General features: G+C 62.2%; 24 protein-coding genes and 1 tRNA gene. 10 read left to right on the forward strand and 15 right to left on the reverse strand.

Annotated elements, in window-relative coordinates:
* Positions 1–639, forward strand: coding sequence for an NrsF family protein (locus tag NKI24_RS12025; RefSeq protein WP_352745435.1), 639 nt, complete (start codon positions 1–3; stop codon positions 637–639).
* An 8-nt stretch (positions 640–647) separates the two neighbouring features.
* Here NKI24_RS12025 and NKI24_RS12030 read toward each other — a convergent pair whose 3' ends face one another.
* The 7 genes from NKI24_RS12030 to NKI24_RS12060 form a co-directional block, all read right to left on the reverse strand.
* The gene (locus NKI24_RS12030; protein WP_023677945.1) at positions 648–1526 is read right to left on the reverse strand and encodes a 3-hydroxybutyryl-CoA dehydrogenase; all 879 of its coding nucleotides are present in this window, start codon (positions 1524–1526) and stop codon (positions 648–650) included.
* A 114-nt stretch (positions 1527–1640) separates the two neighbouring features.
* Positions 1641–2570 carry an electron transfer flavoprotein subunit alpha/FixB family protein gene (locus tag NKI24_RS12035; RefSeq protein WP_352745438.1) on the reverse strand — a complete coding sequence of 310 codons (930 nt, stop codon included), beginning with the start codon at positions 2568–2570 and terminating at the stop codon, positions 1641–1643.
* Positions 2571–2725: 155 nt separating this feature from the next.
* Positions 2726–3475 carry an electron transfer flavoprotein subunit beta/FixA family protein gene (locus tag NKI24_RS12040; RefSeq protein WP_352745440.1) on the reverse strand — a complete coding sequence of 250 codons (750 nt, stop codon included), beginning with the start codon at positions 3473–3475 and terminating at the stop codon, positions 2726–2728.
* Between the two features lie 208 nt (positions 3476–3683).
* On the reverse strand, positions 3684–4487 hold the full coding sequence (locus NKI24_RS12045; RefSeq protein WP_352745443.1) for a rhomboid family intramembrane serine protease: 804 nt from the start codon (positions 4485–4487) through the stop codon (positions 3684–3686).
* Between the two features lie 22 nt (positions 4488–4509).
* Entirely contained in the window at positions 4510–5091 is a 582-nt protein-coding gene (locus tag NKI24_RS12050) for a cob(I)yrinic acid a,c-diamide adenosyltransferase (RefSeq protein WP_023677949.1), read from the reverse strand.
* 28 nt (positions 5092–5119) lie between these two features.
* Complete coding sequence (locus NKI24_RS12055) at positions 5120–5311, reverse strand: twin transmembrane helix small protein (RefSeq protein WP_023677950.1); 192 nt, start codon at positions 5309–5311, stop codon at positions 5120–5122.
* Positions 5312–5335: 24 nt separating this feature from the next.
* Positions 5336–6202 carry an SDR family oxidoreductase gene (locus NKI24_RS12060; RefSeq protein WP_352452441.1) on the reverse strand — a complete coding sequence of 289 codons (867 nt, stop codon included), beginning with the start codon at positions 6200–6202 and terminating at the stop codon, positions 5336–5338.
* Between the two features lie 57 nt (positions 6203–6259).
* On the opposite strand from NKI24_RS12060, the gene NKI24_RS12065 reads away from it, so the two are divergent.
* Positions 6260–7114, forward strand: coding sequence for a YihY/virulence factor BrkB family protein (locus NKI24_RS12065; protein ID WP_292656768.1), 855 nt, complete (start codon positions 6260–6262; stop codon positions 7112–7114).
* On the opposite strand, the gene NKI24_RS12070 is transcribed toward NKI24_RS12065, so the two are convergent.
* Both NKI24_RS12070 and gluQRS read right to left on the reverse strand, forming a co-directional pair.
* Positions 7081–7971: a DMT family transporter gene (locus tag NKI24_RS12070; RefSeq protein WP_352745446.1), complete on the reverse strand. Its 891-nt coding sequence runs from the start codon at positions 7969–7971 to the stop codon at positions 7081–7083. The genes NKI24_RS12065 and NKI24_RS12070 overlap by 34 nt on opposite strands.
* Positions 7972–8120: 149 nt before the next feature.
* A complete protein-coding gene (gene gluQRS / locus NKI24_RS12075; RefSeq protein ID WP_352745448.1) occupies positions 8121–8996 on the reverse strand; it encodes a tRNA glutamyl-Q(34) synthetase GluQRS in 876 nt (291 codons plus the stop codon).
* Between the two features lie 122 nt (positions 8997–9118).
* Here gluQRS and NKI24_RS12080 point away from each other — a divergent pair, with 122 nt between their 5' ends.
* A complete protein-coding gene (locus NKI24_RS12080; protein WP_352745451.1) occupies positions 9119–9760 on the forward strand; it encodes a DNA-3-methyladenine glycosylase family protein in 642 nt (213 codons plus the stop codon).
* A 129-nt stretch (positions 9761–9889) separates the two neighbouring features.
* On the forward strand, positions 9890–10447 hold the full coding sequence (locus NKI24_RS12085) for an HNH endonuclease (RefSeq protein ID WP_023677956.1): 558 nt from the start codon (positions 9890–9892) through the stop codon (positions 10445–10447).
* 151 nt (positions 10448–10598) lie between these two features.
* Here NKI24_RS12085 and NKI24_RS12090 read toward each other — a convergent pair whose 3' ends face one another.
* Positions 10599–11117, reverse strand: a complete 519-nt coding sequence (locus NKI24_RS12090; protein WP_352570543.1) for a disulfide bond formation protein B — start codon at positions 11115–11117, stop codon at positions 10599–10601.
* A 29-nt stretch (positions 11118–11146) separates the two neighbouring features.
* Positions 11147–11734, reverse strand: a complete 588-nt coding sequence (locus NKI24_RS12095) for a YqaA family protein (protein WP_352745454.1) — start codon at positions 11732–11734, stop codon at positions 11147–11149.
* 378 nt (positions 11735–12112) lie between these two features.
* On the opposite strand from NKI24_RS12095, the gene NKI24_RS12100 reads away from it, so the two are divergent.
* From NKI24_RS12100 to NKI24_RS12115, 4 genes are all read left to right on the forward strand, one after another.
* Positions 12113–13972: an ABC transporter ATP-binding protein gene (locus tag NKI24_RS12100; protein WP_352745509.1), complete on the forward strand. Its 1860-nt coding sequence runs from the start codon at positions 12113–12115 to the stop codon at positions 13970–13972.
* A 126-nt stretch (positions 13973–14098) separates the two neighbouring features.
* Positions 14099–14605 (forward strand): hypothetical protein, encoded by a 507-nt coding sequence (locus tag NKI24_RS12105; RefSeq protein ID WP_352745457.1) that lies wholly within the window; start codon positions 14099–14101, stop codon positions 14603–14605.
* A 28-nt stretch (positions 14606–14633) separates the two neighbouring features.
* Entirely contained in the window at positions 14634–14879 is a 246-nt protein-coding gene (locus NKI24_RS12110; RefSeq protein WP_352745460.1) for a hypothetical protein, read from the forward strand.
* Between the two features lie 158 nt (positions 14880–15037).
* Positions 15038–15122 (forward strand) — tRNA-Leu (locus tag NKI24_RS12115).
* Positions 15123–15474: 352 nt separating this feature from the next.
* On the opposite strand, the gene NKI24_RS12120 is transcribed toward NKI24_RS12115, so the two are convergent.
* Positions 15475–15906, reverse strand: a complete 432-nt coding sequence (locus NKI24_RS12120) for a winged helix-turn-helix transcriptional regulator (RefSeq protein ID WP_352452436.1) — start codon at positions 15904–15906, stop codon at positions 15475–15477.
* Between the two features lie 150 nt (positions 15907–16056).
* Between NKI24_RS12120 and NKI24_RS12125 the strand changes: the two genes are divergently transcribed.
* Together NKI24_RS12125 and NKI24_RS12130 are read left to right on the forward strand one after the other, a co-directional pair.
* The gene (locus NKI24_RS12125; protein ID WP_352745462.1) at positions 16057–16875 is read left to right on the forward strand and encodes an antibiotic biosynthesis monooxygenase; all 819 of its coding nucleotides are present in this window, start codon (positions 16057–16059) and stop codon (positions 16873–16875) included.
* Between the two features lie 150 nt (positions 16876–17025).
* Positions 17026–17763: an SDR family NAD(P)-dependent oxidoreductase gene (locus tag NKI24_RS12130; RefSeq protein ID WP_352745464.1), complete on the forward strand. Its 738-nt coding sequence runs from the start codon at positions 17026–17028 to the stop codon at positions 17761–17763.
* Between the two features lie 94 nt (positions 17764–17857).
* Here NKI24_RS12130 and NKI24_RS12135 read toward each other — a convergent pair whose 3' ends face one another.
* The 3 genes from NKI24_RS12135 to NKI24_RS12145 all read right to left on the reverse strand — a co-directional run bounded on the left by NKI24_RS12135 (position 17858) and on the right by NKI24_RS12145 (position 19536).
* The gene (locus tag NKI24_RS12135; protein WP_023677964.1) at positions 17858–18064 is read right to left on the reverse strand and encodes a hypothetical protein; all 207 of its coding nucleotides are present in this window, start codon (positions 18062–18064) and stop codon (positions 17858–17860) included.
* A gap of 182 nt (positions 18065–18246) precedes the next feature.
* Entirely contained in the window at positions 18247–18723 is a 477-nt protein-coding gene (locus tag NKI24_RS12140; protein WP_352619577.1) for a hypothetical protein, read from the reverse strand.
* Positions 18724–18927: 204 nt separating this feature from the next.
* Positions 18928–19536, reverse strand: coding sequence for a hypothetical protein (locus NKI24_RS12145; protein ID WP_352745467.1), 609 nt, complete (start codon positions 19534–19536; stop codon positions 18928–18930).
* Positions 19537–19689: the final 153 nt, after the last annotated feature.

Consider the following 19689-nt stretch of genomic DNA (forward strand, 5'->3'; position numbering starts at 1 on the left):
ATGAGGACCGAAGATTTCATCAAGGCGCTCGACGCCGATGCCCGCAGCAAGGCGCTGCCGCTAGGCACCGCCTGGTGGCTTGCCGCCGGCGCGGCCATCGTGATCGCGGCCGCGGTTTTCTGGCTGACGATCGGCCCGCGCCCCGACATTGCGATCGCCATGCACACGATGCGGTTCCTGTCCAAATTCGTCTTCACGATTGCTCTTGCCGCCAGCGCCTTTGTCCTGGTGCGTGGGCTGTCGACGCCCGGTGCATCGACCGGCCGGGCGGTGAGCTGGATGGTCGCCGCGCCGCTGCTGGTGATTGTGGCTGTGATTCTCGAACTCTTCGCCGTGCCTGCGTCCGACTGGGGCACGCGCCTGGTCGGCACGAACATGGTCATCTGCCTGACCTTCATTCCGTTGATCGGGATCGGCCCGCTTGCCGTCTTTCTCGCGGTGCTGCGCCATGGCGCGCCGACAAGGCCGGTGCCTGCCGGTGCGGCCGCGGGCCTGCTTGCCGGCGGGCTGGCGGCGACCTTCTATGCGGCTCATTGCTTTGACGATTCGCCGCTTTTCGTCGGCACCTGGTATATGATCGCGGTCGCCATCCTTGCCGTGCTCGGGGCGCTCGGCGGACGACTTTTTGTGCGCTGGTAGCGAGGCGATCAGCGTGTCGGAACGGGATGCTCGCCGCGATAGTCGTAGAAGCCGCGCCCGGTCTTGCGGCCGAGCCAGCCGGCCTCGACATATTTGACCAGCAGCGGGCAGGGGCGGTATTTCGAATCCGACAGCCCGTCATGCAGCACCTGCATGATCGACAGGCAGGTATCGAGCCCGATGAAATCGGCAAGCTGCAGCGGCCCCATCGGATGGTTGGCGCCGAGCTTCATGGCGGTATCGATGGCGTCGACCGAGCCGACACCTTCATAGAGCGTGTAGATCGCCTCGTTGATCATCGGCAGCAGGATGCGGTTGACGATGAAGGCCGGGAAATCCTCCGAGACGGTGATCGTCTTGTCGAGCTGCTTCACATAGGTTTTTGCCGCCTCGAAGGTCTGGTCCTCGGTGGCGATGCCGCGCACCAGTTCGACCAGCTTCATCACCGGAACCGGATTCATGAAATGTATGCCGATGAAGCGTTCCGGCCGGTCGGTCTGCGAAGCCAGCCGTGTGATCGAGATCGATGACGTGTTCGTCGCCAGGATGGCCTCGGGGTTGAGCTGCGGGCAGAGCTGGGCATAGATCTTGCGCTTGACCGTCTCGTCCTCGGTCGCTGCTTCGATCACCAGATCGGCGCCCGCAAGGTCGGCCATGGCCGGTGCTGCCGAAATGCGCGCCATCGCCTCATTGCGCAGCTTTTCCTCGAGTTTGCCGGAGCCGACCTGACGGGCCATGTTGCCGCTGATCGTAGCGATGCCCTTTTCGATGCGGTCGGGTGAAATATCGTAAACCAGCACCTTATAGCCCGCCAGCGCCGACACATGGGCGATGCCGCCACCCATCTGGCCCGCGCCGATGATGCCGATCGTCTCGATCTTGCTCATTACCCGATCCCGTCGAGGCCTTTGCGGCCCGTTTTTTGTGCAGTGCAAACTAAAAGGGCGGGGCGACTTCGTCTACCCCACCCCTCAGAATTTAATACGCTTTGGCAGAAGGCGTCAAAGCGCCTTTTGCAGTTCCGGCATAATGACGAAGAGATCGCCGACGAGACCGTAGTCGGCGACCTGGAAGATCGGCGCCTCCTCGTCCTTGTTGATGGCAACGATCACCTTCGAATCCTTCATGCCGGCAAGGTGCTGGATGGCACCGGAGATGCCGACGGCAATATAAAGGTCGGGCGCTACCACCTTGCCGGTCTGGCCGACCTGCCAGTCGTTCGGCGCATAGCCGGCATCGACGGCGGCGCGAGATGCGCCAACCGCCGCACCGAGCTTGTCGGCGACCGGCAGGATGACCTCCTGGAACTTCTCGGAGGAGCCCAGCGCACGGCCGCCCGAGATGATGATCTTGGCCGAGGTCAGCTCTGGACGGTCGGTCTCGGAGAGCTTGTTCTCGACAAAGCTCGACAGGCCGGGATTGGCCGCCGCCTGGACCGTCTCGACCGGCGCGGAACCGCCCTCGGGCGCTGCCTGGAAGGAAGCGGTACGCACCGTGATGACCTTCTTGGCGTCACTGGACTGCACCGTCTGGATGGCGTTGCCGGCATAGATCGGCCGCTTGAAGGTGTCGGGCGACACGACTTCGATGATTTCAGATATCTGGGCGACATCGAGCAGCGCCGCCACGCGGGGCGCGACGTTTTTGCCCGACGAGGTCGCCGGCGCGATGATCGTCTCGTATGGCTCAGCAAGCGAAACGACGAGTGCCGCCAGCGGTTCGGCGAGACGCTCGGTCAGTTCGTCGGCGTCGGCGAGCAGCACCTTGGTGACGCCCTGGAGCTTGGCGGCGGCGTCCGCTGCCGGCTTGGCACCTTTGCCGGCAACCAGCACATGCACGTCCGAACCGATCTGCAGCGCCGCCGAAAGCGCCTTGGCGGTCTGGTCGGAAAGCGCAGCGTTGTCGTGTTCGGCAATCAGAAGAATTGTCATGATGTTTTCCTGACTTTCGTCTTCGAGGCTCCTGAAATCCGGTCAGGCCGAGTCGAAAACGGTTGGTTTCGAGAACCGGAGCGGAGCGTACTTCAGTACGTGAGCACCGGAAGCGGAGAAACCGGCCGTTTGCAGGCCGGCCTCATCGGATTTCCTTAGAGCACGCCGGCTTCGTTCTTCAGCTTGTCTACCAGTTCGGCGACGCTCTTGACCTTGACGCCCGCCTTGCGGCCGCCCGGCTCCTCGGTCTTGATCACTTTAAGCCGCGGCTTGACGTCGGCGCCGTAATCGGCAGGGCTCTTCTCGTCGAGCGGCTTCTTCTTGGCCTTCATGATGTTGGGCAGAGACGCGTAGCGTGGCTGGTTCAGCCGCAAATCGGCCGTGACGATCGCCGGCATCTTCAGTTCCAGCGTCTGCAGGCCGCCATCGACCTCGCGCGTCACCGTGGCCTTGTCACCGTCGAGCACGATCTTGGAGGCGAAGGTGCCCTGCGCCCAGCCGAGAAGCGCGGCCAGCATCTGGCCGGTCTGGTTGGAATCGTCGTCGATCGCCTGCTTGCCGAGAATGACAAGGCCGGGCTGTTCTGCCTCGACGACGCCCTTCAGCACCTTGGCGACGCCCAGCGGCTCAGTCTGCTCGTCGGTCTTGACCAGGATGGCGCGGTCGGCGCCCATGGCGAGAGCAGTGCGCAGCGTTTCCTGCGCCTGCTGCGGCCCGATCGACGCGACGATGATCTCTTCGGCCTTGCCAGCTTCCTTCAGCCGGATCGCCTCTTCGACCGCGATCTCGTCGAACGGGTTCATCGCCATCTTGACGTTGGCGAGTTCCACCGCCGAACCGTCCGCCTTCACCCGGACCTTGACGTTCGCATCCACAACCCGCTTCACGGGCACAAGGATCTTCATTTGCCTGTCACCTCTTTCACGATAGTCTCTTCACGCTCGTCGGGCGCGCTATAGCAGCGTGCACCTCTTCAGAGTTGTCGAAAGCCGACATTCCGGACGGAATTCTGGTCTTCGCCACGCCAGTAGGGTGGCGCTTCCGTAGTTGCGGCGACCCCGCGCGTCAATATCCGGGGCGCACTCGGATGCTCGGCGAAGCACTCAAATCGGTTCAGTCCGGACCGGAAACTGTCCCCCGGCCCCAGCGCGGCGCCGGCTGCGCAGGTTGTGGGTCGCTTGGCGCCGGCTCCACGGCTACGGGCACCGGACCGGCGACCACGGCCGGCTCCTCGTCTGCGCCGGCGAGTAGCGGTACGCCGCGGCTGCGCAAGACAAGCACCAGCACGGCTCCAGCGATGATGCCGCCGATATGGCAGGCCCAGGAAACCTGATCCTCGCCCCCCTGCGCGAACATGAAGATCTGGAACAGGATCCACAGGATCAGCGGGATGAAGGCCGGGATGCGCAACGGGATGCGCGCGAAGGCCAGCACCCATACCTTCACCCGCGGATAAAGGATCAGATAGGCGGCGACCACACCGGCGATGGCGCCCGACGCGCCGATCAGCGGCACCTGCGAATCCCAAGCCACCAGACCCTGGAAGAAAGCGCCGGCAATGGCGCAAAGCAGGTAGAAGACGAGGTAGCGGATGTGGCCGAGTGCATCCTCGACATTGTCGCCGAATACCCACAGGAACAGCATGTTGCCGCCGAGGTGGAAGATATCTGCGTGCAGGAAGGAATAGGTCAGGTAGCTCAGGCTCTCCGGAATGACGACGAATTGCGGAGCGAGCTCGACGCTGTCATGCACGACCGACGGGATGAAGCCGAGGCCCAGCACCGCGGCGTTGGAGAAGTCCTCACCGCCAAGCGTAGTGATAAGGTAGATCAACACATTGAGCGCGATCAGGCCGATGGTCACATATTGCAGCTTGATGTGCCGCAGCCTGTTGGTGTCGTAAAGCGGGATGAACATCAGGTCCCCAGCTCGGCGGATTTCAGCGGTTCTTGCCAGGAACCCATAACACGTCGGCATTTCCGTTGTCATTGACCGCGCGTGCGGCGACGAACAGAAAGTCCGAGACACGGTTGATGTATCTTATCGCCTCGCGGTTGACGTGCTCGTCTGGATCTTGCGACAGCGCCACCATGATGCGCTCGGCGCGGCGGGCCACCGTGCGGGCGAGGTGAAGGGCAGCCGCTGCCGGCGTACCGCCGTTGAGCACGAAGGATTTGAGCGGCTCAAGGTCCTTGTTGAGGAGATCGATATCCTGTTCGATGCGGTCGGTCTGCGAGGCGATGATGCGCAACGGCTCGTAGTCGAGCGGCTTGCCATTATCGGGAACTGCCAGATCGGCGCCGAGGTCGAAAAGGTCGTTCTGGATGCGGCCGAGCATCGCATCGATCGCCGGATTTACTGCCGCGGTATGAATGCGGGCCATGCCGATGCAGGCATTGGCCTCGTCGACCGTGCCGTAGGCGTCGATGCGAAGGTCGGATTTCAGCCGCCGCTCGCCAGAGCCGAGGCCTGTGGTGCCATCGTCGCCAGTGCGGGTGTAGATCTTGTTGAGCTTGACCACGGGTTCCTCCCGGCTGGTGGCTGCTGCGTCACTTACGGGTGAAATACACCGCCAGCATGATCAGCACCAAGGCCACGAACTGCAAGAGCACGCGCGTCTGCATCAGTTTGTTGGAGGTCATGCTGGAGCCGCCGCGCATCATGTTGATGAGGCCGCGGATCAGCACGATCACCACGGCGACCATGACGAGAACGGCGAGGATGTTGAAGACGGTTGCCATGGTGTGTTCCAGGTTGGATTGCGTTCAGGCGCGTTTGGCGAGCAGACGGTAGAGTACCGATGACGGCAGGATGCGTTTAAGGATCGCGCCGATCCTGGCCGGCACAGTTACCACATAATGCGGGCGCGGGCGCCGCGACAGAAGCGCATGATGCAAGGCGGAATAAACCACCTCCGGCCCGGGCTTCAGCCGCGATGTGCTGCCGCCGGCCCGCAGCCGTTTGAGTTGCGCCGCATAGGCGAGGCGATGAACGGACTTCTCGTGATCGATATTCGCCAGGAACCACGCAAGGCTGTTGCTGGCGATCTTCGATTTCACCGGCCCCGGCTCGATCAGCGAAACATGGATTCCGCTGCCGAGGAGTTCTTGGTAGAGGGACAGCATCAGCCCTTCGATAGCGTGCTTCGATGCCGAGTAGGCGCCGCGGAAAGGCACCGGCGCCAGGCCGAGGATCGACGAGCAATGAACGAGACGACCATGGCCTTGGCGGCGCATCACCGGTACGACACGGCGAGTGAGGTCATGCCAGCCAAAGACATTGGCCTCGAACTGCTGCCGTAAAGCCTCGACCGGCAGGTCCTCGACGGCGCCGGGCTGTCCGTAGGCGCCATTGTTGAAGAGCGCATCGAGCCGGCCGTCGGTCCGTTCCAGCACCGACGCCACCAGCGCCTCGATCGATCCGGACTCGGTGTAGTCCAGATAAAAGGCCTCGATGCCATCGGCCTCGAGCGCGGCGATATCTTCGGGCTTTCGGGCCGTTGCGAACACCCGCCAGCCTTCCTTCTTAAGAGCATGGGCGCAATAGGCGCCTATACCGGAAGAGGCACCTGTGACAATGATGGAGCGCAACTCTTCTCCGGGAGGACTGGTGGTTTGACCTAGGGTTGTCATTTACCGCAAACCCTTCCCATATTCGCGGCGTCGGGACAATCGAAGGGAACGCGGTTCTTGTTGCGGAAGATCGTAGCCCTCAAACGCGTCCTCTACGACGCGCTCGGCCACTTCAACACCGACGACGGCTGGGCAATGGCCAGCCATCTGGCGATCACCGCGCTGATGGCGCTTTTTCCTTTCCTGATCTTCGCCACGACGCTGGCGAGTTTTTTCGGCGCGCAGGCTTTCGCCGACACCGCCGTGCACCTTGTGTTCGACACATGGCCCGAGCAGATCGCCAAACCGATCGCGCGCGAGGTGCTCAACGTGCTTACCGTCCGGCGCAGTGACCTGTTGACCTACGGTATCGTGCTTGCCGGATATTTCGCCTCTAACGGCATCGAGGCGCTGCGCACCTCGCTCAACCGGGCCTATCGTGTCTCGGAAACGCGCGGCATCATCTACCGGCGGGTGCAGAGCATCATCTTCGTGCTGATCGCGACGGCCGGGTTTTTGGCCATCAGCGTGCTGCTGGTCTTCGCGCCATTGCTGGCACGGCTGGCCGAGTCGCATTTCGAATGGATAAAACCCTATATGGGCACGATCACCCTGTGGCGTTACGTCATCGCCTCGGTAGTCATCATCGGCGGCCTGTTCGCCGTGCATTTCTGGTTGCCGGCCGGCAAGCGCCGCTTCGTTTCGATCGTGCCTGGCATCATCTTCACGCTGGTCGGCTGGCTCATCGGGTCGACCATCTTCGCCGCCTATCTCGATCATTTCTCGTCCTATGTGACGACCTATGCCGGCCTCGCCTCGATCATGATCGCCGTCGTCTTTCTCTATATCGTCTCGGCGATCTTCATCCTCGGTGGCGAGCTCAACGCCGCGATCAGCCGCTATTTAGAGGCGCGTGCCCGCGTCGGCGGCTGAGCCGTCGCCAGCCCGACGCCGAGCGTCGCGATCGCCATTCCGGCGATCTGGAGCGAGCTCAATTGCTCACCGAACAATGCCCAGGCGATGACCGCGGTGAGGGCCGGCACGAGGTAAAACAGCGAGGCGACCTTCGACATCTCGCCGTCGCGGATCATCACCATCAACAGGAAGATGGCGCCGATCGACAGCACCAGCACGAGCCAGGCCATAGCAAAGATCAGTTCGCCATTGACGATGACCGTTCGGGTCTCGAAGGCGAGCGAGGCCAGAGCCATCACCGATGCGCCGCCGACATATTGCCAGAACGTGGCAGCCACCAGATCGCCGCCGGAAGCAAAGCGCTTCTGCCAGATGGTGCCGGCGCTCATGCCGAGTACCGAGACCAGCGAGGCGCCCAGTGTCTCGGCCGTCACGCCGCCGCCGAGCGCACCGAGCTTCGGCCAAAGCACGATCACCACGCCGATCAACCCGAGGCCGAGACCGGCCCAGTGGCGCGGCAGGATGGCCTCGCCGAGAAGCCGGCCGGCGAGCACTGCCGTGATCAGCGGCTGTAGGCCGACGATCAGGGCTGAAAGTCCGGCGGGCATGCCCCGGTGGATTGCCCAGAACACGCCGCCGAGATAGATGCCATGCATCAGGATGCCGGCACCGGTCGCGTGCAGCGCCTCATCGCGGGTGGCGCGGCTCGAACCAAGTGCGGCCATCAAAGCGACAAGCAGGATTGCGGCCAGGACAAAGCGCGCGGCCAGGAACGTAAAGGGCTCCGCCCACGGCATGGCATAGCGCGCGCCGATGAAGCCGGTCGCCCACAGGACGACGAAAGAGGCGGGGATGAACCGCTTGAGGCTGTGCATTTCCGGAGGCCGCGATGAATTCGGGTGAGGGATCGACTGCGGCGACTGCTTAATGCCGTTCGGGCCGGCAAGCAAAACCAAACGGTTGATCCATAGAGTCATTTGAATTGAAGGAGCGCCGTTGATGGCCGCGAGCTCACCGGTCTAGTCTAGAGACCGACCAGCCGCTTGAGATCGGCGGACGATGCGCCCGCCTTACGCTGGGCGGCAAGGCCGGTATGGCCAAGGCTCTTCGACAGTTTTCGTCCGTCCGGGCCGAGGATCAGGCGATGGTGAAAATAGGCCGGCTGCGGCAGGCCAAGCAGTTGCTGAAGCAGCCGCTGCACGCTGGTCGCGGAATAAAGGTCCTGGCCGCGCACGACATGGCTGACGCCCTGCAGCGCGTCGTCCACGGTGACGGCGAGGTGATAACTGGTCGGGATTTCGCGGCGCGCCACGACTACGTCGCCCCAATCCTGCGGATGGGCTTCGACACGACGCGTCGCGGAGAGCGTCTCGTTCGTGTATTCGGCCCATGACAGGTCCTTGCCGGCGCGCGCTATTGCCGCATCGACGTCCAGCCGCCAGGCAAATGGCACATTTTCGGCGACGCGCCGCTTGCGTTCGCTCGCCGTCAACGCCTTGTCGGCGGCGGGATAGAGCGGCACGCCGTCCGGGTCGCGCGGCCAGTCGCGGCCACGCTTCTCGCTGTCGGCGATAAAGGCGCGGATCTCACTTCTGCTCATGAAGGCCGGGTAGACAAGTTCTTCCTTGATCAGCCGCTCGAGCATCGCCCGATATTCGGCAAAATGCTCGGACTGGCGGCGCACCGGTTCCTCCCAGCCAAGCCCCAGCCATTTCAGGTCGCGAAAAATGCCTGCCTCGAATTCCGGCGTGCAGCGCGTCGTGTCGATATCCTCGATGCGCAGCAGCAGGCGTCCGCCCGCCGCCTTTGCCAATTTCTGATTGAGCAGCGCCGAATAGGCATGGCCGAGATGCAGTTCGCCGTTCGGGCTCGGCGCGAAGCGGAATGTCAGCAGTGTCATTGTCCGGCGGCAATCGGGTTGTGTGGCGCTTTCGCCAATTGCTACTTTGCGCCGGTGGCGTCGTCCGTCCAGAGGGACACGTGACGAAGCGTGCGGCACTTTTGATTTTGGAACAAGCAGACATGCGACGCATCGCCAGTCTCGACGACATTGCGCAAGGGCTGGATAGGCTATGCTTACTCGACCCACGCCTGGAAAAAGTGCGCGGCATGGCCGGCGAGGTGCCGCTCAGGCTGTCGGAGCCGGGGTTCAGGAGCCTTGCCTCGATCGTCGTTTCACAACAAGTGTCCCGCGCGAGCGCCGATGCCATCTTCGGCCGGCTGACGAGACTGCTCGATCCGCTGACGCCGCAGGCGATACTTGCCGCCGACGAGGCGATCTTCCGCGAGGCCGGGCTGTCGCGGCCCAAGCAGCGCGGCCTGGTTGCCGTCGCCCGGGCGGTGGCCGAGGGACTCGACCTCGATCACCTGTGCCGGCTCGATGCAAGCGAGGCGATCGCGGCCATGACCAAGGTGCCGGGCATCGGCTCGTGGACGGCTGAAGTCTACCTTTTGTTTGCCGCCGGACACCCAGATATCTTTCCGGCGCGCGACGTTGCATTGCAGAGCGCGGTCGGCCATGCGCTCGGCATCGACCCGCGTCCGCCGGAGAAAATGCTGATCCGGCTAGCCGAATCATGGAGCCCGTGGCGCGGTGTCGCATCGCGGCTTTTCTGGGCTTATTATCGCGAATTGAAGGGCAGGGATGCCGCGCCTCCGGCCTGAATCCGCAAAAAAGCATTGAAATCATGCGTTTTTGAGACCCGGCATGATCGACAATCCGCTTCACATCCCTGTCATGTCGGGCTTACAGTATCCGCGTCGACCGGTTCTAGGGTGAAGGAGGTCAACGACGTGACGGTTGCCGTATCTCCGGATGGGCTTCCAGCGCTGGTGCTGAATGCGGATTACCGTCCGCTCAGCTATTACCCCCTGTCGCTCTGGTCCTGGCAGGATGCCATCAAGGCGGTGTTCCTCGAGAGGGTGAACATCGTCGCCGAATACGAACACGCCGTCTCTTCACCGACCTTTTCGATGAAGCTGCCGAGCGTCGTCAGCCTGAAGGCTTACGTGAAGCCGTCGAGGCATCCGGCGTTTACCCGTTTCAACGTCTTCCTGCGTGACCGTTTCCAATGCCAATATTGCGGCACGCCGGACGATCTGACGTTCGACCATGTCATTCCTCGCCATCGCGGCGGCGCCACGACCTGGGAGAATGTCGTCGCTGCCTGCTCGCCCTGCAATCTGAGGAAGGGCGGCATGATGCCGGCCCACGCCAAGATGTGGCCGCTGCAGAAGCCCTACCAGCCGACGGTGCATGATTTGCATAATAACGGCCGGCTGTTCCCGCCCAACCATCTACACGAAAGCTGGATGGATTATCTGTACTGGGATGTCGAACTTGAGCCGTGAGATCATCCGATAATTCGGGAGGCTGGCCGTCTGAAGCGATTGTCTGCGCTTCCGATGCTCACGGACCAATGTCCGCTCCGCTTCGGTTCTCGACAATCACTCCACCCGACTCAGCCTGCCGAATTCTTGGATGATCTCGTGTCGCGCTAAATCAGTCGCGGGCGAAGGCGCTGCGGAAGGCTACGACTGCCAGGACAAAGCTGGCGATGGCGTTCCAGCCGGCCAGCGACAGGCCGAGGATGCGGAGCGCCGCCTTGTCGCAGGAGGGCGGGACGAATTTGTCGAGCGCATCGAGCACGCCCTTGCCGCCGGTGTCCACCGGCCCGGCGGCTGCAGTGCAATCGGTCGGGCCTGGCCACCACGCCCATTCGACGCCGGAGTGATAAACGCCGAGATAGACGCCGTAGAGCATCAGCAGGCCGCCAATAGCCAGCAGGCCACGGCTTACCCAGGCTGGCGCGTGAAGAGCCGACGCAAGCACCGCCAGCAGCATCAAGGGCACGCCGACGTAGTAAGGGGTGCGCTGCTCGAGGCAGAGCTTGCAGGGGATGTAGCCGCCGAGATACTGGAAGGCCAGCGCCGAGCCGACCGTGGCGGCCATGGCGACAGCGAGAAACAGGGCGGTGCGCAGCCGCTGGCGTCCGGTATCGGCATTCACGGTCGCTGTCATCGGACTCAGTCCATTCGGTTCGATGCCGTTCAGACGGCGTATTTGACGACGATATAGAGCAAAATCAGGGCAGCGGCGGCGGCGCCTGCAATCTGGCCAAGGCGCTTTTCGATGAAGTGGCGGATCGGCTCGCCATAGCGGCGCAAGAGCCACGCGAGAAACAGGAAGCGAGCACCGCGCGCCACGATTGCCAGCACGATGAACAGCAGCAAAGGAACACCGATGACGCCCGACAGGATCGTCACAATCTTGATCGGCGGCAGATGGGCGAGGCCGGAGGTGACCAGCATCAGGATGATGAAGCCGACACCCGATGAGACGCGCATCGCTTCGAACTCGTCATATTTGCCATAAAATTCGAGGATCGGCCGCGCCACCGCATCATAGGCATAATGGCCGATGAACCAGCCGGCGATGCCGCCCAGCACCGAGGCGACGGTGGCGACCAGCGCGTAACGATAGGCGCGATCCGGCCGCGACAGCGCCATCGGCAGATAGAGGACGTCGGCCGGCACCAGGAACACCGAGCTCTCGACGAAGGCGATGAAGGCCAGCCACCATTCGGCGGATTTGCTCGCCGCCAGCGACAAGGTCCAGTCGTAAAGTCCGCGAAGCATCGGCACTCCTAATGCACGCCCAAACCAGAAGCGGTCTTGGGATCACGACATGCACAAACAAGACTTGGAAGCGCCCCGCATCAACCTCGTCGGACAAGGTGCGCTTCAATGACATGCGCCGCCTGTCTAGAAAGATTTTCCGCGCTGCACAATGGCAGCTGCTTCACGAAATCGAAAGGCTGAGGCTTGAGCGAGCCCAGATGTCGGGATTTGGCCAGTTGATTGACGAGCAAGCCATGGCGTCGAACACTTGCCTGCCTGAAGTGCGTCAAGGCAGTTTCCAATTACATCGTGGGTTTTCCGGCCGAACACGATCCGTGTTTAAATACCGGCGATTCCTGTCGCATCCTCTCTCCCTGCTTCGCCCTTTGCGCCGCCATGTCGTTGTCTGATTTCATTTATCGCGCCTTTGAGAAGCTCATCCGTCCGCTGGATATTCCACCCGCGCCGCTGCCTGCGAGCGGGCCGTTTGCACTGCTCCTGCATTTTGCGCGGATGTTCCGCGGCACCCTTGCGGCCATTACCGTCCTGATGATGGCGGTCGAGGGGATCAACCTTGCGACGATTTGGGGGGTCTCGTTCGTCGTCGATGGGGTGAGCGCGAAGGGCGCGGCGGTTTTCCTGCAGGAGGACTGGCCGACGCTGGTCGTGCTCGGCGTGCTGGTTTTCCCCGTGCTGCCGTTGCTCATCTTCGTGGGCAATGCGCTGAACTCGCAGACGGTGGCCGTATGCATGCCGGCGGCGATGCAGTGGCAGGGCCACAAGGCGGTGGAACGTCAGGATATTGCCTTCTTCCACGACCTCTTCGCAGGTCAGGTGGCGTCGCGCATTTCGCAAGTCGCATCCGCCGTGCAGCAGCAGATCGTCGTGGCCTTCTACAGAATACCGCTGTTTCTGGTGCAACTCGTCGGTTCGCTCGTTCTGCTTGGCGCGTTGTCCTGGCCGCTTGCGCTTCCGGTTTTCCTCTGGATCTCCGCCAACATCGCCATTGCGGTGGTGGCGGTACCCCAATATTCCGAGCGGTCGCGCCGCTCGGCGCGGGGGCGAAGCCTCGTGGTCGGCGCCATGACCGACCTCCACAGCAACATTCAGATGGTCAAGCTGTTTGCGGCGGAAGACAGCGAGGCGGGCGCGATGCGGACCGTGATGGAAAACGCCATCGAGACCCAGCAGCGCGAAAGGCGCATCTATCTGATGACCGATATGGGCGTCGTCCTGCTCAACGTTGCCCTCTTTCTCACCAACGTTGCCATAGGGCTCTGGGGATTTGTCGCCGGCTTCGTCACGGTTGGTCAGTTCGCCGCTTCGATCGCCATCGTGCAGCGGCTCAATGCCAACTCCCGTGCCTTCCTGCAGATGGGCCAGCAGATTTTCCAGGCGGTGGGCACGATCCGCGACGCAATGCCGGTCGTGACGACGCCGCCGACCATAAAAGACGCGCCGACCGCCAAGCCGCTCGAGGTCACGGCCGGCGAAGTCGAGTTCAAGAACATCCAGTTCGAATACCGCGAGGGGCAACGGGTGATCGAAGACCTGTCGCTCACCGTGCGCGCAGGCGAGAAGGTCGGGCTCGTCGGCCTCTCCGGGGCCGGCAAGTCGACCCTTGTCAGCCTGCTCCTGAGGTTCTTCGAGCTGAAGGGCGGCGCGATCCTGATCGATGGGCAGGATCTCCGTAGCGTGACCCAGGCCAGCCTTCGGGAGAGCATCGGCGTCGCCACCCAGGACGTCTCACTGCTGCATCGCTCCGTCGGCGACAACATCCGTTATGGCCGGCCCGATGCCCCGCCGGAGGCGTTGGAGCGCGCCGCGATGCTGGCCGAGGCCGACGGCTTCATCGCCGATCTCAGAGATGGCGAAGGCCGCACCGGCTACGACGCTTTCGTCGGCGACCGCGGGGTAAAACTTTCCGGCGGCCAGCGTCAGCGCGTCGCGATCGCCCGGGTGTTGCTCAAGGACGCGCCAATCCTGGTTCTCGATGAGGCGACGTCCGCATTGGACAGCGAGGCCGAGGCGGCGGTCCAGGACAAGCTCGCTCTTCTGATGGAAGGCAAAACTGTGATCGCCATCGCCCATCGCCTGTCGACGATTGCCAGGATGGACCGGATCGTCGTCCTCGACAAAGGCCGCATCGTCGAGGAGGGAAAACCATCGGCGCTGCTGGAGCGCGACGGGCTCTATGCCCGACTGTGGAAGCTTCAGACCGGCGGCTATATTGCCGACGCCCTCGAGGAGATGTGAGCCGCCCTCGGTGATGATGTTTTGCTCATGGCCGGCTCGATACATTCTGCTTTCACTCCGGAAACCGGACTTGGCTGAACTCGTTTCCACCATAACGTTCGGAAGCCGATCCCAACTTCATCGATCATGAGCGAAGCCATAATCCCGAACTCCCGTGCCGCCATTCTCGAGCGGCGATCTGCCGGCGCGCTGACATGGTCCGGCCCCGCCCTGATGTTGTTCGCGCGGTCGGCTTTCGCTGTTGCCGCGCAGGGCCTGGTCGCGGCCGTGTACGCTGCGCACGGTTCGGCGACGCCCTGGCGCGACGCAGGGGCTTGGCTGCCGGTGTATGGCAGCTTGATCGACGCGGGCTGCCTTGGACTCCTTTGGTGCCTTGCGCGGCGCGAGGGCATCACGTTGCTCGATTTGGTCGGTTTCGATCGCAAACGCTTGGGGCGCGATCTGTTGTTGGGCGTTGCGCTCATCCTCCCGAGCCTCGTTTTCATCTACGCTGGGATCACCGCCAGCAGCCTGTTGGTCTATGGCAACCCTGACGCACCGCAAATATACGGACCTTTGCCGCTCTTGCCTGCGCTCTACGGGGTGCTGATCTTTCCGTTGGTTCTGGGGCATTACGGAGCAGACCACCTATAACGGCTATCTTCTGCCGCGTTTCCAAGTCTTGTCGGGAAGCACGGGATTTGCCGTTGCCGTCGTAGCGTTTTCCTGGTCGTTTCAGCATGCGGTGATGCCGCTGACGTTCGACCCACACTTCATGCTCTACCGGCTCTTGGCACCCATCGCGCATTCGACATTCATCACCCTCGTGTACCTGCGCGTGCGCCGCATCCTGCCGCTGGCGACGGCGCATTGGCTCATGGATGGGGCGTCGGTACTCATCGGCATTCTGTGGCCGCTGTTGCGGTAGAAGGGTTCAAACGGGCTGAGATGCCCACTTTAGACCGAAGCCTCCGATCGACGAAATCGAAAGCCTAGGCTTGGGCTAGATAGGTTCTCGGGAATTGGCCAGTTGACGAACAGGCCTCCAGCCGTATAGTCCGCGCCCATCCAGGCCGCCCGGCCTGAGCCCCTATGGCGGAATTGGTAGACGCGCTCGACTCAAAATCGAGTTCCGCAAGGAGTGCTGGTTCGATCCCGGCTAGGGGCACCACTTTTTAAATTCCCTCCCACTTCTTATTGAACCTAATGGCGTGGGTGGGATCGTCCACGACGCCCTCGACGGCCACCGAATGGTTGGAAGCTGCCCAAGCTTCCGCTGACGCGGACCAGCCCCAAGCGCAATCTGGCGTTTCTCACCGCACGCGATCAGGCGTGCCGCGGTCCCGCAAAAAAGACGTTGCCGCAAAGTCGATCGCTGCCCGACGGACATGTTTCCTCCCGCGAACTACCCACCAGACCCGGCCTACAGATGCAACCTCGGGAGGTGAGATATGCGGGCATTATGGCACGATGCGAAACAGCTTCGTCTTGGATCGTGCTGCGGGCCGGAGCCGCCGCCGTGCCTAGCGTAGGGCCGCCACGACGTCGGCGAAGTCGGCCCGCTTGCCATTGCCGGCGCGACGCAATTGCACCTCGACCGGCTTGCCGTCGGATTGGTCGCAGTAGACGATGGGTCCGGGCCGCACCCATTTGTCGCCCCACTCGGTCAGCGCGATAATGACCGTTTTGAATTCCAGCCCCTTCCGGGTCAGGACGTATTCGGCCTGCTCGCCGGCGGCACCCGGGCGACGGTCCATCAGGCCGGCCTCGACGAAATCCTCGAGGCGCTTGGCCAGGATGTTGGTGGCGATCCCCAGGCTCTTCTGGAATTGCGAAAAGCGCGTGCAGCCGCCGAATATCGCGTCGCGCAGGATCAACAGGCTCCAGCGCTCGCCGACCAGCTCCAGGGCGCGTGAGGCCGAGCAGTTTTGTTTTTCATAGAGACGACCAAGCATGGTGTGAACATACCCTATTGACTTGCATCATGCAAGTATGCATTGTGCTTGCATGATGCAAGCGACAGAGATCGAGAGAGCATCGCTCCACTTCATCGCCCGAGATTTCGGGTGTCCATCAACCAATCAGATCCAAACAGGAGATATGTCATGAAAAAGGAAGAAGATTACACGACGTCATTTGTCGTCGAGCAAAGCCCGGAAAAGGTTTTTGCGGCGGTTATCAATCCGCGCGCCTGGTGGTCCGAAGACATCGATGGCGATACCAATAAGCTCGGTGCGATATTCTACTATCATTTCAAGGATATCCACCGCGGCACATTCAAGGTCACGGAGCTTGTGCCTGGCAAGAAGGTCGTCTGGCACGTCGTCCAGAACTACTTCAACTTCGTCAAGGATGCGACCGAGTGGACCGGCACGGACGTGGTCTTCGAGATCGCGCCGACCGAAAAGGGGACCGAGCTGCGTTTCACCCATGTCGGGCTGAAGCCGAGTGAACAATGCTACGATGTCTGCCATGACTCGTGGCGCTTCTATGTCGCGAGTCTCCGCGACCTGATTTCGACGGGCAAGGGGCAACCCAACAAGGGCGAAGAGAACGCCAACCCAACGGTTGTGCCGCAAAACGAGGACCTCGGCGCCGCCGAGCGCAAGGCGGCAGGCGATGGCGCCGGGATGATCGTCATGACGACGGCAGCGGCGAAGCCCGGCATCGAAAGCAAGGTGCGGAATGCCCTGCGGGACGTGGCGGGGGCGGCCCGCAAGCAAAGCGGATGCATCGACTATAGCGTCTTTCGCTCGGAGGCCGAGCCCAACGTTACCATCTGCGTCGAGCGCTGGGCATCGAAGCAGGAGCGCGACGCTTTTCTACGCTCGGCGGACGCGAAGAATTTCGTTTCGGCCATCACCGGTGCCTTCCTGGAGCGGCCTTCGCCGATCTCCTACACGACATTGGAAGTCGGGTCCTAGGTGCAAGGGTTCGCCCGGCGATAGCGCCGGCTGCCCTGGAGCAATGCAACGGGGGAGACGGCGTCCAAGCGTGGGAACAGAAGATCATAGCCTACTTGCATGATGCAAGAACGAATGGCTTGCATTCATGCAAGAGGAGGAGAGATCGCTATGCCGAAATCGATGGAAGTCACAAACAAAGCCGTTCTCGTGACCGGGGCCAATCGCGGCCTCGGCAAGGCGCTGGTCGAGGAAATATTGAGACGGGGTGCGAACCGGGTCTATGCCGGCGCGCGCAAACCGCTCGCCCACGTGGATCGGCGCGTCACGCCGCTGATCCTGGACGTGACCGATGCGGCGCAGATTGGGGCGGCTGTCGAGCGGATCGGGTCTCTCGACGTCCTCATCAACAACGCCGGCATCGGGCTCTACGACGATCTTGGCGATCGCGCCGCGCTCGAGCGACACCTCGCCGTCAACCTGCTCGGCGTGCATGGCGTAACCCACGCATTCCTGCCGCTGCTCACGCATTCGCGCGGCGCCGTGGTCAACATCCTGTCGGAAGCGGCTCTCGTTCCGTTCCCGATTATTCCGTCTTACTCACTATCGAAGGCCGCCGCGTTTTCCATGACGCAATCGCTGCGTGCTCTCGCCGGCGCTCGCGGCGTGAGCGTTCATGCAGTCCTGTCCGGTCCCATAGACACCGACATGAGCAGAGACGCCGATATACCGAAGAGTTCCGCGGAGAGCGTCGCGAAAGGCATCCTGGACGGCATGGCGCGAGGGGAAGAGGAAATTTTCCCTGATCCAAAATCGGCGTCCATGGCCGAGAGCTGGCGCGGCAGCGCGTTCAAAGCGCTCGAACGCCAGATGGCGGCTTTCGTCCAAGCCATGCCCGCCAAGCCATAGGCGACCGCCGCCATCGATACGCTGCCAGCATTCGCAATTCAGCACCCCACAGTGGAGCGGAACATCATGCTGTTGAACGCAACTTCCCCGGTTTTCACCAGCGGATCACGATGACTTTGTCGGTCCCGTTGGCGAGTTCGACAGCTTCGGTGCCATCCGGTTTGCGGCTTTGGATTCTGGCGCTCTCGACAGCTTCAACGCCAACAACGTTGACTGCAAAGGCTTCATCGATTTCGGCGGCACAGACCAAGGTGTCCGGCGGCAGGTCCTTTACTTGATCCAACAACTCGCGAAGCTTCATGGTCGAATCTCCTTGGCGATAGCAGGAATGAGCAGCACGCTTTCGCCGCACATTCGGAACCATGTCCCTTGAGAAAGGTTCCCGATGAGGTGGATATGTTGCGGAATGGGACGAGCGCGGCGATCCGCCCGTCGCGATGATGTGAACGCGCCGTGCGAAGCATCTGTCTCAAATCCCTGTCCCTAATGCTGCCGGCGCAATCCCTTGTTGATCATGCCGCCCATCGCTAGACCGACCGCCATCACGGCAAAAGTCGCCGCGATAGATCGCTTCGGCAGCACCGTCTCCCAACCTGGCGTCAACCGCTTCGGCACGAAGCCATAATCTGTCGCCGCGGCAATGGCCGCTGCCGCCAACGCATCGCGAAATATCAGAAGCGACGGACGCGGCGGCCTCGAGGCGAGCCATAGTTCGAAAAGGAATGCCCAGAAGATGGAGGAAGCGTGATGCGTGCCATAGCCGACGAGCGTGTGCGCCACGTCACCGCGCCGCACGGACGCGGCCTGTTCGCCGTAGAGCCAGTGGCTGGTCGCATTCGTGGGCTGCAGGGCGCCTTTGCCTTCCCTCCTTGCAAGCAGGGCCAGCGCAGCTGTCGTGGCGAAGCTGACGATCGTACCCGAAACGGCTGCGGACAATCCTGTCTGGATCAGACTTTTCACTTGGTCCTCCGTCGTTTCGCGGTCGGCTCCTTGGAACGCCTTTGTGAATTCGCGGCAGTGTCGTGATTGCCAAAACGGCAAAACGAGTCCGAAGTTCCGGGCACGGACTTTTGGTTGGACGTTATCCCAGGAGCGTCCTCCGGGATAACGCCTTTGAGGTCCGGCTGCATTTCCTGGTAGGCTCGGATCGTAGCCCGGCCGCTATTACATCGGCCCCGGCACCATCTTGGTCGGCTGCTCCGGCATCGGGAATGCATAATTGTCGCATTTCACGTCCGGGTTCGTCGGGCTGAACATTCCGAGCGGGTTGTCCTTGAACAGCCAGGCGTGAAGGTCGTAGTGGTGGAACTCCTTCGGGATGAGCGGATAATGCCCCTCCATGGGCCCCATGAATGTCTGGCCGAAAAGCTTCGGCGGCTCCTTGGTGTCGGGCGTCAAGGGCACGAGCCATTCCGCGCCGACCAGGCGCAATTCGCCGCCGACCGGCTCATAGATCAGCACATTGGGGCGCGTCGGATCCGCGGTCGGGCCGACAGTCGTGACGTTGACGAAATGGATGCCCATCGCGCCCTTCGGGTAGTCCATCGCCCCCTCTACCTTTTCACCGCTGTAGAAGACGCATCCTACCGTCGATAGATAAAGCTCGCGAATGGCAACCTTGTAGTCTTCATACCTGGACAGCGATTTACGCAGGGCATCGATCTCGGCTTTGTCGGGTTCGGCCGCCCGAGGAGTGGCGGCGTTCAGACACGCGCCAACGAGACCTGCCAAGGTGAGGATACCGACACGCCTGAGGTGAGTTGTTTTCATCATGCATTCCTCCCAGATTTTTTTCTTCTGGCCGTGCAGGACCGAGGCGGCAGTGATGCTGGACGCGCGGCCGTAATTGATCGCCTCATCCCGGTTGGGACTGCGTCGATGCTAATCCTTTCCGCTGATCGGGAGAATTAACCCTGACGACCTAGG

It is taken from the genome of Mesorhizobium sp. M0701 (genome assembly GCF_040320365.1).
Lineage (GTDB): Bacteria > Pseudomonadota > Alphaproteobacteria > Rhizobiales > Rhizobiaceae > Mesorhizobium.

What these genes read in the sequence shown, in the direction of transcription:
- NKI24_RS12130 (WP_352745464.1), top strand. Translation starts at nt 17,026, where the DNA reads ATGCCGAAATCGATGGAAGTCACAAACAAAGCCGTTCTCGTGACCGGG.
- NKI24_RS12135 (WP_023677964.1), bottom strand. Translation starts at nt 18,064, where the DNA reads ATGAAGCTTCGCGAGTTGTTGGATCAAGTAAAGGACCTGCCGCCGGAC.
- NKI24_RS12100 (WP_352745509.1), top strand. Translation starts at nt 12,113, where the DNA reads ATGTCGTTGTCTGATTTCATTTATCGCGCCTTTGAGAAGCTCATCCGT.
- NKI24_RS12070 (WP_352745446.1), bottom strand. Translation starts at nt 7,971, where the DNA reads ATGCACAGCCTCAAGCGGTTCATCCCCGCCTCTTTCGTCGTCCTGTGG.
- NKI24_RS12090 (WP_352570543.1), bottom strand. Translation starts at nt 11,117, where the DNA reads ATGACAGCGACCGTGAATGCCGATACCGGACGCCAGCGGCTGCGCACC.
- NKI24_RS12145 (WP_352745467.1), bottom strand. Translation starts at nt 19,536, where the DNA reads ATGATGAAAACAACTCACCTCAGGCGTGTCGGTATCCTCACCTTGGCA.
- NKI24_RS12060 (WP_352452441.1), bottom strand. Translation starts at nt 6,202, where the DNA reads ATGACAACCCTAGGTCAAACCACCAGTCCTCCCGGAGAAGAGTTGCGC.
- NKI24_RS12045 (WP_352745443.1), bottom strand. Translation starts at nt 4,487, where the DNA reads ATGTTCATCCCGCTTTACGACACCAACAGGCTGCGGCACATCAAGCTG.
- NKI24_RS12095 (WP_352745454.1), bottom strand. Translation starts at nt 11,734, where the DNA reads ATGCTTCGCGGACTTTACGACTGGACCTTGTCGCTGGCGGCGAGCAAA.
- NKI24_RS12120 (WP_352452436.1), bottom strand. Translation starts at nt 15,906, where the DNA reads ATGCTTGGTCGTCTCTATGAAAAACAAAACTGCTCGGCCTCACGCGCC.
- NKI24_RS12055 (WP_023677950.1), bottom strand. Translation starts at nt 5,311, where the DNA reads ATGGCAACCGTCTTCAACATCCTCGCCGTTCTCGTCATGGTCGCCGTG.
- NKI24_RS12105 (WP_352745457.1), top strand. Translation starts at nt 14,099, where the DNA reads ATGAGCGAAGCCATAATCCCGAACTCCCGTGCCGCCATTCTCGAGCGG.
- NKI24_RS12080 (WP_352745451.1), top strand. Translation starts at nt 9,119, where the DNA reads ATGCGACGCATCGCCAGTCTCGACGACATTGCGCAAGGGCTGGATAGG.
- gluQRS (WP_352745448.1), bottom strand. Translation starts at nt 8,996, where the DNA reads ATGACACTGCTGACATTCCGCTTCGCGCCGAGCCCGAACGGCGAACTG.
- NKI24_RS12025 (WP_352745435.1), top strand. Translation starts at nt 1, where the DNA reads ATGAGGACCGAAGATTTCATCAAGGCGCTCGACGCCGATGCCCGCAGC.
- NKI24_RS12035 (WP_352745438.1), bottom strand. Translation starts at nt 2,570, where the DNA reads ATGACAATTCTTCTGATTGCCGAACACGACAACGCTGCGCTTTCCGAC.
- NKI24_RS12040 (WP_352745440.1), bottom strand. Translation starts at nt 3,475, where the DNA reads ATGAAGATCCTTGTGCCCGTGAAGCGGGTTGTGGATGCGAACGTCAAG.
- NKI24_RS12030 (WP_023677945.1), bottom strand. Translation starts at nt 1,526, where the DNA reads ATGAGCAAGATCGAGACGATCGGCATCATCGGCGCGGGCCAGATGGGT.
- NKI24_RS12125 (WP_352745462.1), top strand. Translation starts at nt 16,057, where the DNA reads ATGAAAAAGGAAGAAGATTACACGACGTCATTTGTCGTCGAGCAAAGC.